At 70.7% G+C, this 15002-nt stretch carries 18 protein-coding genes; 4 read left to right on the top strand and 14 right to left on the bottom strand.

Going from position 1 to position 15002, the window contains the following annotated elements:
• Positions 1 to 82: 82 nt before the first annotated feature.
• Entirely contained in the window at positions 83 to 451 is a 369-nt protein-coding gene (locus ACFWN1_RS24525) for an ATP-binding protein (RefSeq protein WP_384365785.1), read from the bottom strand.
• A 234-nt stretch (positions 452 to 685) separates the two neighbouring features.
• On the opposite strand from ACFWN1_RS24525, the gene ACFWN1_RS24520 reads away from it, so the two are divergent.
• Together ACFWN1_RS24520 and ACFWN1_RS24515 are read left to right on the top strand one after the other, a co-directional pair.
• Positions 686 to 868, top strand: a complete 183-nt coding sequence (locus ACFWN1_RS24520) for a hypothetical protein (protein WP_384365782.1) — start codon at positions 686 to 688, stop codon at positions 866 to 868.
• Positions 869 to 915: 47 nt separating this feature from the next.
• Positions 916 to 1677, top strand: a complete 762-nt coding sequence (locus tag ACFWN1_RS24515) for an alpha/beta hydrolase (RefSeq protein WP_384365779.1) — start codon at positions 916 to 918, stop codon at positions 1675 to 1677.
• A gap of 6 nt (positions 1678 to 1683) precedes the next feature.
• Here the strand turns inward: ACFWN1_RS24515 and ACFWN1_RS24510 are convergent, their stop codons facing one another.
• Positions 1684 to 2637 (bottom strand): LysR family transcriptional regulator, encoded by a 954-nt coding sequence (locus ACFWN1_RS24510; RefSeq protein ID WP_384365776.1) that lies wholly within the window; start codon positions 2635 to 2637, stop codon positions 1684 to 1686.
• A 62-nt stretch (positions 2638 to 2699) separates the two neighbouring features.
• Here ACFWN1_RS24510 and ACFWN1_RS24505 point away from each other — a divergent pair, with 62 nt between their 5' ends.
• A complete protein-coding gene (locus ACFWN1_RS24505; RefSeq protein WP_384365773.1) occupies positions 2700 to 4010 on the top strand; it encodes an MFS transporter in 1311 nt (436 codons plus the stop codon).
• 129 nt (positions 4011 to 4139) lie between these two features.
• Positions 4140 to 5153 (top strand): sigma-70 family RNA polymerase sigma factor, encoded by a 1014-nt coding sequence (locus ACFWN1_RS24500; RefSeq protein ID WP_384365770.1) that lies wholly within the window; start codon positions 4140 to 4142, stop codon positions 5151 to 5153.
• Here ACFWN1_RS24500 and ACFWN1_RS24495 read toward each other — a convergent pair.
• The 12 genes from ACFWN1_RS24495 to ACFWN1_RS24440 all read right to left on the bottom strand — a co-directional run bounded on the left by ACFWN1_RS24495 (position 5037) and on the right by ACFWN1_RS24440 (position 14806).
• Positions 5037 to 5417: an STAS domain-containing protein gene (locus ACFWN1_RS24495; RefSeq protein ID WP_384365767.1), complete on the bottom strand. Its 381-nt coding sequence runs from the start codon at positions 5415 to 5417 to the stop codon at positions 5037 to 5039. The genes ACFWN1_RS24500 and ACFWN1_RS24495 overlap by 117 nt on opposite strands.
• A 10-nt stretch (positions 5418 to 5427) precedes the next feature.
• Complete coding sequence (locus tag ACFWN1_RS24490) at positions 5428 to 6009, bottom strand: Uma2 family endonuclease (protein ID WP_384365764.1); 582 nt, start codon at positions 6007 to 6009, stop codon at positions 5428 to 5430.
• 126 nt (positions 6010 to 6135) lie between these two features.
• Positions 6136 to 6420 carry a hypothetical protein gene (locus ACFWN1_RS24485; RefSeq protein ID WP_384365761.1) on the bottom strand — a complete coding sequence of 95 codons (285 nt, stop codon included), beginning with the start codon at positions 6418 to 6420 and terminating at the stop codon, positions 6136 to 6138.
• The gene (locus ACFWN1_RS24480) at positions 6417 to 6551 is read right to left on the bottom strand and encodes a hypothetical protein (protein ID WP_384365758.1); all 135 of its coding nucleotides are present in this window, start codon (positions 6549 to 6551) and stop codon (positions 6417 to 6419) included. The genes ACFWN1_RS24485 and ACFWN1_RS24480 overlap by 4 nt, the downstream gene beginning before the upstream one ends.
• Positions 6548 to 6679: a hypothetical protein gene (locus tag ACFWN1_RS24475; RefSeq protein ID WP_384365755.1), complete on the bottom strand. Its 132-nt coding sequence runs from the start codon at positions 6677 to 6679 to the stop codon at positions 6548 to 6550. The genes ACFWN1_RS24480 and ACFWN1_RS24475 overlap by 4 nt, the downstream gene beginning before the upstream one ends.
• A 260-nt stretch (positions 6680 to 6939) precedes the next feature.
• Entirely contained in the window at positions 6940 to 7671 is a 732-nt protein-coding gene (locus ACFWN1_RS24470) for a hypothetical protein (RefSeq protein ID WP_384365752.1), read from the bottom strand.
• Positions 7672 to 7802: 131 nt separating this feature from the next.
• Positions 7803 to 9086, bottom strand: a complete 1284-nt coding sequence (locus ACFWN1_RS24465; RefSeq protein WP_384365790.1) for a thymidine phosphorylase — start codon at positions 9084 to 9086, stop codon at positions 7803 to 7805.
• 69 nt (positions 9087 to 9155) lie between these two features.
• Positions 9156 to 9605, bottom strand: a complete 450-nt coding sequence (locus ACFWN1_RS24460) for a cytidine deaminase (RefSeq protein ID WP_384365749.1) — start codon at positions 9603 to 9605, stop codon at positions 9156 to 9158.
• On the bottom strand, positions 9602 to 10891 hold the full coding sequence (locus ACFWN1_RS24455; protein ID WP_384365746.1) for an ABC transporter permease: 1290 nt from the start codon (positions 10889 to 10891) through the stop codon (positions 9602 to 9604). Before ACFWN1_RS24455 ends, ACFWN1_RS24460 begins: the two co-directional genes overlap by 4 nt.
• Positions 10891 to 12018, bottom strand: coding sequence for an ABC transporter permease (locus ACFWN1_RS24450; RefSeq protein WP_384365743.1), 1128 nt, complete (start codon positions 12016 to 12018; stop codon positions 10891 to 10893). Before ACFWN1_RS24450 ends, ACFWN1_RS24455 begins: the two co-directional genes overlap by 1 nt.
• On the bottom strand, positions 12015 to 13541 hold the full coding sequence (locus ACFWN1_RS24445) for an ABC transporter ATP-binding protein (protein WP_384365787.1): 1527 nt from the start codon (positions 13539 to 13541) through the stop codon (positions 12015 to 12017). Before ACFWN1_RS24445 ends, ACFWN1_RS24450 begins: the two co-directional genes overlap by 4 nt.
• Before the next feature lie 206 nt (positions 13542 to 13747).
• Complete coding sequence (locus tag ACFWN1_RS24440; RefSeq protein ID WP_384365741.1) at positions 13748 to 14806, bottom strand: BMP family protein; 1059 nt, start codon at positions 14804 to 14806, stop codon at positions 13748 to 13750.
• Positions 14807 to 15002: the final 196 nt, after the last annotated feature.

Genomic DNA, 15002 nt, shown 5'->3' with positions numbered 1-15002 from the left:
AGGCCGTCCCGGAGACTACCCGGGGGCCTCGGCGGCGTCGTGTGTGGGGGGTTCGCGGCGTGGGGCCGCGTCCTGCGTGGGGTCAGCCGAGCGGGATGCCGTTGAAACCGAGGCCGTGGGTGGGCAGGCCGTGGGTGGGCAGGCCCTGCGCCGGCAGACCGCCGAGCAGCCCGGCGACGGGCGCGGTCGGCCCCTGGGCCAGCATCTTCTGCAGGGCGGGCCGGGCGGTGTTCAGTCCGCCGCCGATCACACCCTGCCCCTGGGAGACGGCCTCGGCGGCACCGGGCAGCGCATGGGTGACATTCGCGGCCGGCAGCGTGTGGGCGACGGAACCCACGACGGGGAGGCCGTCCGGGACGGCCGGGGCCGCGTCGGCCACGCCCGCGCCGACGGCGGCGAAAGCGGCACCGAGGGCGGCGACACCGAGGGTCTTGACAGCAGACTGCTTCATGGTGAATGCGTCCTTGAATGCGGAGACATGGATCACGGGTGATCTAGCGGTCCATGACCGTAAACATCATCGGCCGCCCACCGCAATCACCGAAATGCGGGCAGCCGGTGAATTCCTGTACGCGTTCTTGGGGCGCACGATAAATATTATCGGCACCCCGAGCCCACATAAGCGCTGGTAGGAGCGGCGCAACGGAACGGCTTCCCGGGCGGCCACCCTTCACTTCCGGGGTGCGTGAAGTCTTGGTCCACCATGGGCCGTTCATCGAAAGGAATGAACCTTGATCTCATCGGATTGACCTCAGAAGCGGCACCGGGAATCGAGCGTGCGGCCGAACTCCTCGACGGGATGCTCGAATTCAGGCCGTTCATGCGGTGGCGCGATCAGTACCCCGTGCGCGTCGATACGCAACGGTGACCGCCGGGAAGGGTTTCGTACACCTCGCCTTCTGACAGTGTTCTGCCATGGGACAGCAAGCGACGATGCCGGTCCGGACGGCCAGGCTGGGAAAGGCGGTCGGCCCGGCGCCGAGCGCGGTGAGCGGAGCGGTACTGCTTCTCCCGGGCGGGGACGAGGTCTCCACCCGCCGTCCGTTCCCGGTCCTGCCCGGCAGCCTCGTCCGCGCGCTGGCACGAAGCCTGGCCCGCGCGGGCCGCGCTGAGGGGCTCGCCGTCCATCCGGTCCACTACCGCTACCGCGGCTGGAACGGCGACGAGGCCCACCTCGCGACGGACGCCACCTGGGCCGCCGACGAGGTGGTGCGGCGCTACGGGGACGTGCCGGTGTGCCTGGTGGGGCTGGACATGGGCGGGCGCGCCGCGCTGGGCGCCGGAGGCCATGAGGCGGTCAACTCCGTGGTGTCCATCGCCCCCTGGCTCCCGGCGGCGGGTGCGGGTGACGCCGAGCCGGTCAAGCAGCTGGTGGGGCGCCGGGTGCTGATCGCGCACGGCACGAACGACGAACGGTGCGATCCGGAGCTGTCGTTCAGGATGGCGGCCCGCGCGAAGAAGGTGAACCGGGAGGTCTGCCGGTTCGAGGTCCACTCCGACGGCCACGGGCTGCACCAGCACCGGGACGAAGTGCTCGCCCTGGCCGTGGACTTCACCCTGGGCGCCCTCCTGGGGCACCCGCTGTCCCGCCCGGTGGAGGACGCGCTCGCGGCACCGCCGCCGATAGGGCTGCGGATGCCGCTGGCGTCGGGGTTCGGGAAGTCGTTGCGCAAGTAGGCGGGTTCAGGAGGGCAGCAGGTTGCCCCTCCTGGAGAGCAGGAACTTCTTGAAGGCCGCCACCGGCGGGGTGTCCGGGCGGTCGGCCGGCCAGGCCACGCCGACCTCGCGGACCGCCCTCGGCGCCGTCACCGTCAGCTCCACCACGCCCGGCCGGGGCACGGTGGGCGGCGGCAGCAGAGCCACACCGAGACCTGCGGCCACCAGCCCGCGCAGGGTCTCCGCCTCCTCGCCCTCGAAGGCGACCCTGGGCCGGAAGCCGGCCTCACGGCACAGGTCGTCGGTGATGCGGCGCAGGCCGTAACCGGGCTCCAGGGTCACGAAGGTCTCCTCGGCCGCTTCGGCGAGCCGGACGCGGCGGCGGCCGGCCAGCCGGTGGTCGGCCGGGACGACCAGGCGGAGCTTCTGCTCGTCCAGCCGCCGGGCGACCAGGTCGGGGGCGTCCGGCACCGGTGAGGTCAGGCACAGGTCCAGCTCGCCCGCCCGGAGCCGCTCCAGCATGGCCTCGCCGTAGTTCTGCACCAGGCTGAAGCGGACCCTCGGATGGTCGGCGCGGAACGCGTGCAGCAGGCCGGGCACGGTCTCCGGGCCCATGGTGTGCAGGAAGCCGAAGGCGACCTTGCCGGTGGCGGGGTCGGCGTCCGCGCGCACCTCCTCGGCGGCCCGCTCGACCTCGGCGAGCGCGCGTTCCACCGAGCCGAGGAAGGTGCGGCCGGCCGGGGTGAGCGAGACGGTGCGGCCGTGCCGGGCGAACAGGTCCACCCCGAGATCCTGCTCCAGCCGGACCATGGCCCGGGAGAGGGTGGACTGCGGAACGTTCATCTCGTGCGCGGCCCGGGTGACGTGCTCGGTGCGGGCCACCCCGGCGAAGTAGGCGAGGCGGGGCGCGAGCAGCAGCGCCATGTCTTCTGTGTCACCGGACGATGACAGGTGCGGCTGTGACCTCTGCTGATGCTCCATGGGAACGATTATGACGATTCCATGCATTGGACGGATGAGGGGCCGCGTCTTAGTTTCGAAGCATGTCTCCCGCCAGTACCGAGGCGTCCATCCGCGTGGACGCCCGCACACCCGTCCTCTCCGCCAAGTCCCCCGGGACTCCCGCTCCGGTTCCGGCCGACTCGCGTCTGACGCCGGGCGGCCCCGGCTACCGCCGGATGAGCCTCGCCCTCTTCCTCGCGGGCGTGGCGACGTTCGCGCTGCTGTACTCCACCCAGGCCCTGCTGCCGCTGATCTCCGACGACTACGGGGTGGCGGCCGGCCAGGCGAGCTGGACCGTGGCGGCGGCGACCGGCGGGCTGGCGCTGTTCGTGCTGCCGATGAGCGCGCTGTCGGAGCGGTTCGGCCGCCGGACCGTGATGACGGCGTCGCTGATAGTCGCGGTGGCCGTCGGACTGCTGGTGCCGTTCGCGCCGTCGATCGGCGCGCTGGTGGCGCTGCGGGCCCTGCAGGGCGCCGCGCTGGCCGGGCTGCCCGCCTCCGCGACGGCGTATCTGGCCGAGGAGGTCCGGCCGAAGGCACTGGTCACGGCGATCGGTCTGTTCGTCGCGGGCAACAGCGTCGGCGGCATGAGCGGCCGGGTGATCACCGGCTGGGTCGCGCAGGAGTGGGGCTGGCGGATCGCCGTCGGTGTGATCGGCGTGGTCGCGGTGGGCTGCGCGGTGGCGTTCCGGCTGCTGCTGCCCGCGCCCCGGCACTTCGAGGCGGGTTCGCTGCGCCCCCGGGTGCTGGCCCGCGCGGTCCGCGACCACCTCTCCTCACCGCTGCTGCGCCGCCTGTACGCGATCGGCGCGCTGTTCATGACGGTGTTCGGCGGGGTGTACACGGTGATCGGCTACCGCCTGACCGAGGCCCCGTTCTCCCTCCCGCAGGGCGTCATCGGCTCGATCTTCCTCGTCTACCTGGTCGGCACGGTCTCCGCCTCCTCGGCGGGCCGGCTGGTGGGCCGCCTCGGCCGCAGGGGCGCCCTGTACACGGCGGGCGGGACGACGGCCGCGGGTCTGCTGCTGTCGCTGGCACCCTCGCTGCCGCTGGTCCTGCTGGGCCTGGTGCTGATCACGGCCGGCTTCTTCGCGGGCCACGCGGTCGCCTCCTCGGCGGTCGGAAAGACGGCCACGCACGGCCGCGCCCAGGCGACCGCCCTGTACCAGTCGTCGTACTACATCGGCTCCAGCGCGGGCAGCACGGTCGGCGCGCTCGCCTTCCACTCCGGCGGCTGGGCGGGCACGGTCGGCGTCGGCCTGCTCGCGGTCCTGGGGGTCGTCGCCATCACCGCGCTGGGCACCCTGGCTGCCCGTACGGCCGCGCGCCGGGAGGCCGTGCCCGCGCACTGACCCGCCGCGCGCACCGCCCGAGCCGCACGTTTCCCCACTCCGGGGGCCATTGTCAGTGGGCTGCGGTAGCTTCCGGAGTGCTGGGGCGCGATGACGCGCGTACGGGACGGCCGCAGGGGTGGGTGGACGATGGGTGAGGGCACGGCGACGGCGGACCTCGATGTCGCGCTGGAGAAGCACCGGACCGAGCTGACCGGGTACTGCTATCGGATGCTCGGCTCGTCCTTCGAGGCCGAGGACGCGGTGCAGGACACCCTGGTGCGGGCCTGGCGGAGCTACGACAAGTTCGAGGGCCGGTCCAGTCTGCGGTCGTGGCTGTACCGGATCGCCACCAACGTCTGCCTGGACATGCTGTCCGCGGGCAACAAGCGGGCCCGCCCGATGGACCTCTCGGAGCCGACCCCGCTCGCGCGGGCCGCGCTCTCCCCCCGCCCGGACCACACCTGGCTGGAGCCGGTGCCGGACACGCGGGTGCTGCCCGCCGTGACGGACCCGGCGGACGCGGCGGTGGCCCGGGAGTCGATCCGGCTGGCGTTCATGGCGGCGCTCCAGCGGTTGCCGCCCAAGCAGCGGGCTGTGCTGATCCTGCGTGAGGTGCTGGCCTGGCGGGCCAGTGAGGTGGCCGAGTTGCTGGGCACCACCGTCGCCTCGGTCAACAGCGCCCTCCAGCGGGCCCGCGCCACCCTCGCCGAGCGCGCGGACACCGGCGCCGACGCCGCCGTCTCCGACCCCCTGGACGAGGAGCAGAAACAGCTCCTGGAGCGCTATGTGAAGGCGTTCGAGGGGTATGACATGACGGCGCTCACCGCCCTGCTCCACGAGGACGCGGTGATGACGATGCCGCCGTTCGACCTGTGGCTGCTCGGCCCCGCCGACATCACCGGCTTCATGACCACCATCGGCGCCTCCTGCGCGAACTCCCGCCTCGTCCCGGTCCAGGTCAACGGCCTCCCCGGCTTCGCCCACTACAAGCCGGACCCCGAGAAGGGCGGCTTCACCCCCTGGGCCGTCCAGATCCTGGAACTCTCAGCCGGCCGCATCACCGGTTTCCACTGCTTCCTCGACACCCCCCGCTGGTTCCCCCTCTTCGACCTCCCCCTCCACCTGGAGGCAGAGCCCGACGAGCCCGAGCAGGGCGCGTAGCGCGGGGTCCGGGTCCCGCAGCCGTATCCGCCCACCTCCCCGCCGTGCCGCCAGCTCCAGCCGAGCCAGCACCTCGACGTGCCCGAGCCCCGGCGGCCCCAACCCGGCCACGTCACACACGACAACCCCGCTGCTGGGGGCCAGCCCCCGCACCACATCGCACAGCCCCGCCACCTCATCCCGGGTGACGGGGCCACGCAGCGCTAGCACGGGGTCGGTCGTGGGGTCCACATCGGGTAGACCGGGGGGACACCCGCAACTCATCGCACGGGAATCAGTCCACGGGGAACTCGCTGGTGTCGATCACCACGTCGAACGGCTTCGGCAGGTGGACGGTGTCACCGAACTTCACCGCGCTGAGCACCCGGTAGACGTCGTCCTTCGGCTCACCGTAGAGGGTGACGGTGGGGCCACCCGGGGCCCATGGGTCCACGAGCAGATAGAGCGGGATGCCCGCCGTGGCGTACGCGGCCGGCTTGCTGATCCGGTCGTGGCGAGCGTTGGACGGCGAGGTCACCTCGACGACGAGTTCGGCGAGAGCTGCCGGGATGTGCGACTCCGTCTCGGACGGCTGTAGCGGTGCGACGACCAGATCAGGGATGAACATGCCCAGGCGGGAGGGCACGGCGATGGACAGTGTTTGGAAGATCTCCCAGTCCTCGGGGATCACGGAGTAGAGGCGACGCTGGATGCGTGCCGCCATCACGTTGTGGCGGTACGCGGGAGTGGGCGACACGGTGACGATCCCCTCGATGATCTCCACCCTGCTGCCCTCGGGCCAGTTCGACTCGTCCCAGAACCGGACAAGGTCGTCCCAGGTCCGGTCGGGGTCCTGACTCACGGTGAGTGCGCTCATGGCGGTCTCCAATCAGTGCGTCACCGATCCCAGCATGACGAACGGGACAGGCGGAGGTCCACCGATCTCGTTCACCCGAACGAAGAAGTCCCCTGATCAGGCGATACGTTCCAGCACGAGACCGGGTCACACCTTCCTGACAACGACCGTGGCAGGTACCAGCTTCTCCAGATCGTCGACGTCCGAGGTGAAGACGGTGACCCGTCCCTTCTGCTGTCGGGCGATCACGGCAAGCACGGCATGGATCGCGTACTTGTGGCCGTGCGACTTGGCGGCGGCCAGGAGCCGGCGTGCCTGGCGGGCCTCGTCCTTGCCGATGTCGACCACCTGGAGCCGGGACAGCACCCAGTCCCAGCGCTGTTCGGTCGTCCTGCCGCCATACGCCTCGACCAGTGTCATCGGCGACGTCACACTTCGGCCTCCCCGCGCGCCGCGAGATCCAGCCAGGCGATCATCTTCCGGTCACCGCGCACAGCCAGGGAGAGGGCATCGCAGTCCGGGACGAAGACCGGGAGCGGCCGTTCCCCGCCGCGCGTCTTCACACGGCCTCGTGCCGGCCGGAGCCACGGCGCCGATCGTGCTCGGCATCGAGATCGTCCAGCTCACCAAGAATGGCCCCCCGCTCCTCCTCAGTCACCGGCCCATGCTCTTCCTGCAGCCAGTCGACCAACTGGTCACGGTCACCTTCTTGGTCGCCATACAGAAGACCATGTTCTCGGTATGGGGCTCCTTACCGGCCGACGATTCGTGGACGGCGTGAAGGAAGCACGGGGCCAACCGTGGTTTCGCCGCGGCGTAGGTGATGCCGGAGACATGGACCTCGACGCGGATCGGAGAAGGAGACGACGAAGGCGAGATCAGCCTGCACACACTGCCGAGCGAGCTGCACGTGCCTGACCGCTATCCACGCCTTTCAGTACGCGCCCGGGATCAGTCGTACAAGTCCTCCGACGCCGGCGGTGTGCTGTAGGTCGGCCAGGGCCACGACGCCGGGGGTGGGCCGAACGCGCGGCGGCCGGCTCGTATGGCCAGAGTGGCGAGGGCGGCGTTGGCGCCTCCGCCGATCACGGCGCCGATACCGAACGGTGCCACTCGGCCGAGGACGATGATTCCCTGCTTGGTGCCGTACTTGGTGACGAAGTTCTTCCCCAGGATGCTGTTGACCTGACGCAATGTCTCGACGGGTACCTTGGCGACGATCTGACGTCCCCAGTGCTGCCCGGTGCGTTGGGCGACCTTGGTGATGGTCTCGGAGCCCTTACTGCCGAGCAGGATTCCCATCACGATCGTCCGGCGGCGCTCCACCTCGTCGAGGGGGACGCCGTGGACTTCGGCGAGCGAGAGCGCGAACAGGGTGCTCAGCTCAAGGGACGAGAGAGCCTCGCCCGCCGACAGTGCCAGCGCGACTCCCGTGCCGACTCCGGGCGCGGCCGCGGTTCCTCCTACTGCGGCACCCGTTCCGGCCAGGGCGCTGACGTACATCCGCTCCAGGTTGCGGATCACCTGCGCCGGTGTCGCCTGCGGGTTCCGCTGGCGGGCTCGGGCTATGTTCTTGCGCACCAGGGGGCTTTGGACGTCGAGGGCCTTGTCCAGGAGGGCGAGGGCTCGTTGCCCAGGTACGGCTGCTGCCGGGTCCGGCTCGTCGGAGGCACCTGTTGCCATACCGTGGACTCCATAGGTCGTTGCGTCCCAACTGGGCCTCTTAGCTAATCAGTTGGTTGATCGCCGCGCTAGATGGAGACAGGAAGGGCCTGATCCCTGGTGGGATCAGGCCCTCGGTGGCGTGTCGCGGCTCAGTCCACCCGCCCCAGCACGACCGGCGCAGCCGTGAACTCCGTGCCCGCCTCAGCGATGTCGAAGGAGCCCTCCGTCGCCTCCAGGGCGTACCCGAAGCGCTCCGGGGTGTCCGTGTGCAGGGTCAGCAGGGGCTGGCCGGCGACGACCGCGTCGCCCGGCTTCGCGTGCAGTTCCACGCCCGCACCAGCCTGCACCGGGTCCTCCTTGCGGGCGCGGCCCGCACCGAGGCGCCAGGCGCCGATGCCGATGCCGTAGGCGTCGAGACGGGTGAGGACGCCGGAGGCGGGGGCCACCACCACGTGCTGCTCGCGGGCCACGGGGAGGGTCGCGTCCGGGTCGCCGCCCTGGGCGGTGATCATGCGGCGCCAGACGTCCATCGCGGAGCCGTCGGCCAGGGCCTTGGCCGGGTCGGCGTCCTTGAGGCCGGCCGCGTCGAGCATCTCGCGGGCGAGGGCGAGGGTCAGCTCGACGACGTCCGCCGGGCCGCCGCCCGCCAGGACCTCCACGGACTCGCGGACCTCCAGCGCGTTGCCCGCGGTGCGGCCGAGCGGGGTGGACATGTCGGTGAGCAGGGCGACCGTCTTCACGCCGTGGTCGGTGCCGAGGCCCACCATGGTGGAGGCCAGCTCGCGGGCGTCGTCCAGCGTCTTCATGAAGGCGCCGGAGCCGACCTTCACGTCCAGGACCAGCGAGCCGGTGCCCTCGGCGATCTTCTTGGACATGATGGACGAGGCGATCAGGGGGATCGCCTCGACCGTGCCGGTCACGTCGCGCAGCGCGTACAGCTTCTTGTCGGCCGGGGCGAGGCCGTCGCCCGCCGCGCAGATCACCGCGCCGGTGCCGTCCAGTACGGAGAGCATCTCCTCGTTGGAGAGCAGCGCGCGCCAGCCGGGGATGGACTCCAGCTTGTCCAGGGTGCCGCCGGTGTGGCCGAGGCCGCGTCCGGAGAGCTGGGGGACGGCCGCGCCGCAGGCGGCCACGAGGGGCGCGAGCGGAAGCGTGATCTTGTCGCCGACGCCGCCCGTGGAGTGCTTGTCGGCGGTCGGGCGGGACAGCGAGGAGAAGTCCATGCGCTCGCCGGAGGCGATCATGGCCGCGGTCCAGCGGGCGATCTCCCGGCGGTCCATCCCGTTGAGCAGGATCGCCATGTTGAGGGCGGCCATCTGGTAGTCGGCGACCTCGCCGCGGGTGTACGCGTCGATGACCCAGTCGATCTGCTCGTCGGTCAGTGCGGCGCGGTCCCGCTTGGTGCGGATGACGGAGATGGCGTCCATGGCCAGGGGTTCCTTCCGGGAGGTGCAGGTGTGCGGCCCCCCTGCCCGCAGGGTGAGCAGGGGGGCCGCACGGACTTACTTGTTGAGATGGTCCGGGCCGAACGCCTGGGGCAGCATCTCGGAGAGCGGGAGGACGCCCTCTGGGGTGTCCAGCAGCAGCGAGGGCCCGCCGAACTCCTGGAGGAGCTGGCGGCAGCGGCCGCATGGCACGAGGAGGGCACCGCTGCCGTCCACACAGGTGAAGTGCGTCAGGCGTCCACCGCCGGTGCGCTGGAGGTGGGAGACGAGCCCGCACTCGGCGCACAGGCCGAGCCCGTAGGAGGCGTTCTCCACGTTGCAGCCGGTGACCGTGCGGCCGTCGTCGACCACGGCGGCCACGCCGACCGGGTAGCCCGAGTACGGGGCGTAGGCGTGCGTCATGGCCTCGCGGGCCTCGGCGCGCAGCGCCTCCCAGTCGAACGAGCCGGACGAGCCCGCCGAGCCCGCCGAGCCCGCCGAGCCCGCCGAACCGGACGCCGTGGTCACTTGCCCTGTCCCTTCCGGTACCGCATGCCGTCGGCCTTGGGCATCCGCAGCCGCTGCGCGGACAGCGAGAGCACGAGCAGCGTGACGACGTACGGCGTGGCGCCGACGAAGTCGCTGGGGACCTCGTCGGTGAACAGGTACCAGGCCAGGACCGCCGCGGCCATGACCGCGCTGATCACGCCCTGCCACAGGGCCTTGCGGTACAGCTTCCAGACCGCCAGCGCGGCGAGCAGCACGACCAGCAGGAGCAGCAGCGCGTGCACGGTGACACCGCCGTTGCGGAGCTGGAGGGCGTCGGAGTAGCCGAACAGGGCAGCGCCCATGGCCAGGCCACCGGGCCGCCAGTTGCCGAAGATCATCGCCGCGAGGCCGATATAGCCGCGGCCGCCGGTCTGGGCCTCCAGGTAGGTGTGCGAGGTCACCAGCGCGAGGAAGGCGCCGCCGAGTCCGGCGAGGCCGCCGGAGACGGCGACGGCCGCGTACTTGTAGCGGTAGACGTTGACGCCGAGGGACTCGGCGGCGACCGGGTTCTCGCCGCAGGAGCGCAGCCGCAGGCCGAACGGGGTGCGCCACAGCACCCACCAGCTGCCGGCGAACAGCAGCACGGCGAGGATCGTGACCACGGACACGTCGGTGACGATACCGCCCAGAATGCCCGCGATGTCGGAGATGAGGAACCAGTGGTGTCGCTCGACCGAGTGCAGCGCGTCGGACAGGCCGGGCACGGTGATCTCGGTGAGGGAGTCGACCGGCGGGGACTGCTTGGGGTTGCCGCCCGCCTCGGCGGCCTTGCCGCCGGCGAAGAAGAGCTTGGCGAGGTACTGCGTGGCGCCGAGCGCGAGCAGGTTGACCGCCACACCGGAGACGATGTGGTCGACGCCGAAGGTGACCGTGGCGACCGCGTGCACGAGGCCGCCGAGGACACCGAAGCCGATGCCGCACAGCAGGCCGAGCCAGGGGCTGGACTGCCAGCCGGCCCAGCCCGCGCCGAAGGTGCCGAGGATCATCATCCCCTCAAGGCCGATGTTGACCACGCCGGCCCGTTCGGACCACAGGCCCGCGAGACCGGCGAGGCCGATCGGCACGGCGAGCCCGAGGGCGGCGTTGACCTGGCCCTCGGAGGTGAGCTGGTCGGCCCCGGTGATCAGGCGCACGACGGCGACGAGCAGCAGGGCACCGGCGACGATCAGGAAGAGCCGGCCGGTGGAACGGCCCGGACGCTTGTCCGCGCTGCCCGGGGCCTTGGGCGCCGCGGGCGGCGGCGCGTCCGTCATCGTGGCGGTCATCACGCCACCTCCTGCATCTCGGTCGGCTTGGCGGCCTGGGCGGCGAGTTCGGCGCCGACCCGCTGCTGCTGGCGCTTGAGGCCGTAGCGGCGGACGACCTCGTAGGCGATCACGACGCACAGGACGATGACGCCCTGGATCACGCCGAGGATCTCCTTGTCGTAGCCCTGGAACTCCAGGTGGTTGGTGGTGCGCTCCAGGAAGCCCCACAGCAGGGCGCCCAGCGCGATGCCGACCGGGTGGTTGCGGCCCAGCAGCGCGATGGCGATGCCGGTGAAGCCGATGCCCGCCGGGAAGCTGTTGTCGTACTGGTGGCCCTCGTTCAGCAGGGTCGGCATGCCGATGAGACCGGCCACCGCACCGGAGATGATCATGCTGGTGGCGATCATCTTCTTGACGCTGACACCGCTCGCGGCGGCGGCCGACTCCGACTGGCCCACGGTGCGCAGGTCGTAGCCGAAGCGGGTGCGGCCCAGGATGAACCAGTACGCCACACCGACGACCACGGCGAGCACGAGGAGGCTGTCGAGGACGCCGGCCGGGCCCGTGTCGATGTTCGGCAGGAAGGACGAGGAGGGCAGCGGCTTGGTGGAGACCAGGGTGCCGCCGTCGTCGAGCTGGCCGAGCTTGCCCGGCTGGAGGAGGTAGCCGATGATCGCGGTCGCGATCGAGTTCAGCATGATCGTCGCGATGACCTCGCTGACGCCCCGGGTCACCTTGAGGACGCCCGCGACGGCCGCCCACAGGGCGCCGGTGCCCATGGCGCACAGGATGATCACCGGGACGGCGAGCCAGCCCGGCACGGTGAGCACGCCGCCGACGGCGGCGGCCACGAACGCGGCGAGGCGGTACTGGCCGTCGACACCGATGTTGAACAGGTTCATCCGGAAGCCGATGGCCACCGCGACACCCGCGAGGTAGTACGTGGTCGCCTTGTTCAGGATGTAGACCTGGCTGTCGCTGGCGAAGCCGTAGGTCGCCATGTCGCTGAACGCGGCGCCCGGGTTCTTGCCGGTCGCGAGGATCACCAGCGTGGTGACCAGCAGCGCGGCGACGATCGCGAGCAGCGGCGCGGCCGTGCCGAGGAACAGCCGCTCCCTGTCGATCCGTGAGGTCAGCTTGTTCATCGGTCGGCGTCCTCTGTGTGCTCCAGGCGGCCGGAGGCGGCACCGGTCATGGCGGAGCCCAGCTCCTCGGGGGTGATCGCGGCGGGGTCGGCGTCGGCGACCAGGCGGCCGCGGAACATCACCCGCAGGGTGTCGGAGAGGCCGATCAGCTCGTCCAGGTCGGCGGAGATCAGCAGTACCGCCAGACCCGCGCGGCGGGCCTCGCGGATGTGGTCCCAGATGGCCGCCTGCGCGCCGACGTCCACACCGCGGGTGGGGTGGGCGGCGATGAGCAGCTTGGGGGCGTGGCTCATCTCGCGGCCGACGATCAGCTTCTGCTGGTTGCCGCCGGACAGCGAGGCCGCGGTCACGTCGATGCCGGGCGTGCGCACGTCATAGTCGGCGACGATGCGCTCGGTGTCGGCGCGGGCGGCCTTGGGGTCCAGCAGGCCCCGGCGGGAGTTGGGGCGCTCGGTGACATGGCCGAGGATGCGGTTCTCCCACAGCGGCGCTTCCAGCAGCAGGCCGTGGCGGTGGCGGTCCTCGGGGACGTAACCGATGCCGGCCTCGCGGCGGCGGCGGGTGGGCGCGGCGGAGACGTCCTCGCCGTCGAGCACGACGACGCCCGCGTCCAAGGCGCGCATGCCCATGATCGCCTCGACCAGTTCGGACTGGCCGTTGCCCTCCACGCCCGCGATGCCGAGCACTTCGCCCTTGTGGATGGTGAGGGAGACCTCGCCGAGGATGATCCGCTCCACGCCGTCCAGGTCCTTCTGGGCCAGGTGCAGCCCGGAGACCTCCAGCATGGGCACGTCCGTGACCGTGGACTCCTCGGTCTCGGGCGTGGGCAGTTCGCTGCCGACCATCAGCTCGGCGAGCTGCCTGGGCGTGGTGGTGCCGGGCTCGGCGGTGCCGACCGTGGTGCCGCGCCGGATGACGGTGATCTCGTCGGCGACCGACAGCACCTCGCCCAGCTTGTGGGAGATGAAGATGACGGTCAGACCCTCGGCCTTCAGCTCGCGCAGGTTGCCGAAGAGGGCGTCGACCTCCTGGGGCACCAGCACGGCGGTGGGCTCGTCCAGGATCAGGGTCCTGGCGCCCCGGTAGAGGACCTTGAGGATCTCCACGCGCTGGCGGTCGGCGACGCCCAGCTGCTCGACGAGGACGTCGGGGCGGACGTTCAAGCCGTACGCGTCGGAGATCTCCTTGATCTTGGCGCGCGCCTTGCCTCCGATGCCGTACAGCTTCTCGGCGCCGAGGACGACGTTCTCCAGGACGGTGAGGTTGTCGGCGAGCATGAAGTGCTGGTGCACCATGCCGATGCCGCGCGCGATGGCGTCACCGGGGTTGTGCAGGACGACCTGTTCGCCGGCCACGGTGATGGTCCCCTCGTCCGGCTGCTGCATGCCGTAGAGGATCTTCATCAGGGTGGACTTGCCGGCGCCGTTCTCGCCGCACAGGGCGTGAACCGTGCCGGTGCGGACCGTGATGTCGATGTCGCGGTTGGCGACGACGCCGGGGAAACGCTTGGTGATGCCGCGCAGTTCGACGGCAGCGGGAGGGCTGGACGCGTTGATGGCGCACTCTCCTCGGGGGAAGGGGCTGCGTTGGGGAGGGAGGGCAGGCGTCGGCGACGCTAGCGCGGCAACTCGGCACTACACGCGTAGAGTTGACACATTGTTATGGCCCGGCGGGGAGCACCTTCGAGGCGCCCCCACGCCGAGCCGTGGTCCTGGTGGGACCAGTCAGATCACGGAGTGGTCTTGACCTTGACCGAGCCGTCGACGATCTTCTTCTTCGCGTCGTCCAGCTTGGGCTGGATGTCGGCGATGAAGCCGCCGCTCGTGGCCAGCGAGACGCCGTCCTTGGCCAGCGAGTAGACGTTGTTGCCGGTCAGCGGCTTGCCGTCGTGGACGGACTTGATGAAGTCGTAGACGCCGACGTCGACGTTCTTGACGACCGAGGTAAGGATCGAGCTCTTGTACTTGGCCAGACCCGGGATGTTGTACTGGTCCGAGTCGACGCCGATCGCCCAGGCGCCCTTCTTGCCGTTGACGGCCTCGATGGCGCCGTTGCCGGAGGAGCCGGCCGCCGAGTAGACGATGTCGGCGCCGTTGTCCAGCATGCCCTGGGCGGCTTCCTTGCCCTTGTCGGGGCTGGCGAAGCCGGAGGTGTCCGAGCCGTGGCTCAGGTACTGGACGTCGACCTTGATCTTCGGGTTGGTGTCCTGGACGCCCTGGGCGTAGCCCGCCTCGAACTTCTTGATCAGCGGGACGTCGACGCCGCCGATGAAGCCGACGTGCTTGGCCTTGGTCTTCAGCGCCGCGGCGACACCGGCCAGGTACGAGCCCTGCTCCTCGGTGAAGGTGATGCTGTCGGCGTTCTTGGCCTGCACGACCGAGTCGACGATGCCGAAGCTGGTCTTCGGGTACTTCGCGGCGACCTTCTCCACGGAGGTGGCGTAGGCGTAACCGACGGCGACGATCGGGTTGTAGCCCGCGTCTGCCAGGTCGGTCAGGCGCTGCTCGCGGTCGGCCGGGGTGTCGGTCGACTTGGCGGTCAGGTCCTTGACCGAGCCGCCGAACTCCTTCGACGCCTTGTCCGTGCCGCGCGCGGCGGAGTCGTTGAAGGAGTGGTCACCCCGGCCGCCGACGTCGAAGGCGAGACCGATCTTGATCCCCTTGCCGTCACCGGAACCGGAGGACGACGACTTGTCGTTGTCGGAGGAGGTGCTGCCACAGGCCGTGGCAGTAAGGGCGAGAGCTGCGGTGGCTATACACGCAGCGGAAAGCTTGGCTACCCGGCGCACGGGAAGGCTCCTTCACCTGACCTGAGCGCCGTCATGGCGCTTGGTGGGAGCGTCTGACGACGCTCCGGCCGAGACGCCCCGTCGGCGTCGGCTCGCGGCATCGTAACGCGCGTAGATGTCAGAAAAACACCTCTCGGGCCGACGTTATCGAACCGAGGCAAACGGCACCTGAACTCGATCTGCCAAGCCTTGGGCC

It is taken from the genome of Streptomyces sp. NPDC058459 (assembly GCF_042721685.1).
Classification (GTDB): Bacteria; Actinomycetota; Actinomycetes; order Streptomycetales; family Streptomycetaceae; genus Streptomyces.
This window is presented reverse-complemented; position numbering and strand designations above follow the sequence as displayed.